Consider the following 1301-nt stretch of genomic DNA (forward strand, 5'->3'; position numbering starts at 1 on the left):
CTAGTACACTTGGGCGTGAATAGAGCTACCATTTATATGTAGATGTAGAAGGTAGAACAGATCGATGCCCAGACTAGCCCCAAAGCCATTGCAATTGGCAGAGCCAGAACGAGAGCAACTGTGGCAGATTGTCAACCGTCATCGGACTCCCCAGCAAATTGCCTTAAGAGCCAGGATTATTCTGTTAGCAGACGAAGGATACAATCATCGAGAAATCGCTCGTGCCCTCAACATCAGTCGAGAGATGGCTTCGTTGTGGCGGCATCGTTGGTTAGAGTTGAGTGTCAAAAATCTGGAAGTGGTGCAGCGATTAGCCGATGCCGAGAGACTCGGAGGTCCAATGACCTTCAGCTTAGAACAGATTCTTCAATTATTTGCGCTCGCTTGTGAGAAACCGGAAATATCTGGGCGACCGCTGAGTCATTGGAGTGCACGAGAGCTAGCAGATGAAGCGGTCAAACAAGGCATAGTCACCAGCATCTCCCCTCGTCATGTTGGGAGATTGATGGCAGAAGCCGATTTAAAACCGCACCAGTCACAATACTGGTTGAATCCCCCCCCGACCCACAGTTTGATGAAAAAATCAAAGACATCTGTGAGGTCTACCTGAGTGCAATAGAGCGTGCCGAGCGGGGAGAGCGGACGATTTCGATGGATGAGATGACAGGAATTCAAGCCATCGAGCGCAAGTCTGCCGACCGTGGGATGCGTCCCGGCAAACGGGAGCGGCGAGAATTTGAGTATATTCGCCACGGCACCCAAACATTAATCGCGAGTTTTGATGTTGCTCAAGGTCAGGTGGTCGCTGCGACCATTGGCGATACCCGAACTGAGTTGGACTATCTGAGCCACGTCGAACACCTGATGGCTAGTGACCCTGATGCTGTCAAATGGCATCTGGTGATGGATTGTTTGAACACTCATCAATCGGAATCCTTGGTTCGGTTTGTGGCAAAATTTGAAGGGCTGGAGGTTCCTCTCGGGGTGAAAGGGGTATCGGGTATTCTTAAATCGATGCCAACTCGATCCGATTTCTTGCGTGACCCCACTCATAAAATCGTGTTTCACTTCACCCCCAAGCATTGTTCTTGGCTCAATCAGATTGAGATTTGGTTCAGTATTTTGGTTCGTAAGTTACTCAGGCGAGCCAATTTCCTTAGTAAAGCTCAACTCAAAACCCGTCTCCTTGAATTCATCGATTACTTCAATTGCACAATGGCTAAACCCTTCAAATGGACTTATTCGGGCAAAGCATTGAAGAAATAATCAATGGTAGGTTAACTCCCGCCTACGTCTACTAG

2 protein-coding genes are annotated in these 1301 nt (G+C 48.6%); both read left to right on the top strand.

The features are described from left to right. The first annotated feature begins 64 nt into the window (after positions 1 to 64). Positions 65 to 610 carry a helix-turn-helix domain-containing protein gene (locus QUA80_RS33595; RefSeq protein WP_015211735.1) on the top strand — a complete coding sequence of 182 codons (546 nt, stop codon included), beginning with the start codon at positions 65 to 67 and terminating at the stop codon, positions 608 to 610. Positions 611 to 651: 41 nt separating this feature from the next. Beyond that, entirely contained in the window at positions 652 to 1266 is a 615-nt protein-coding gene (locus QUA80_RS33600; RefSeq protein WP_015211734.1) for a transposase, read from the top strand. Positions 1267 to 1301 lie beyond the last annotated feature (35 nt).

This window comes from Microcoleus sp. F4-D5 (assembly GCF_036704885.1).
In the GTDB taxonomy this organism is placed as follows: Bacteria; Cyanobacteriota; Cyanobacteriia; order Cyanobacteriales; family Microcoleaceae; genus Microcoleus.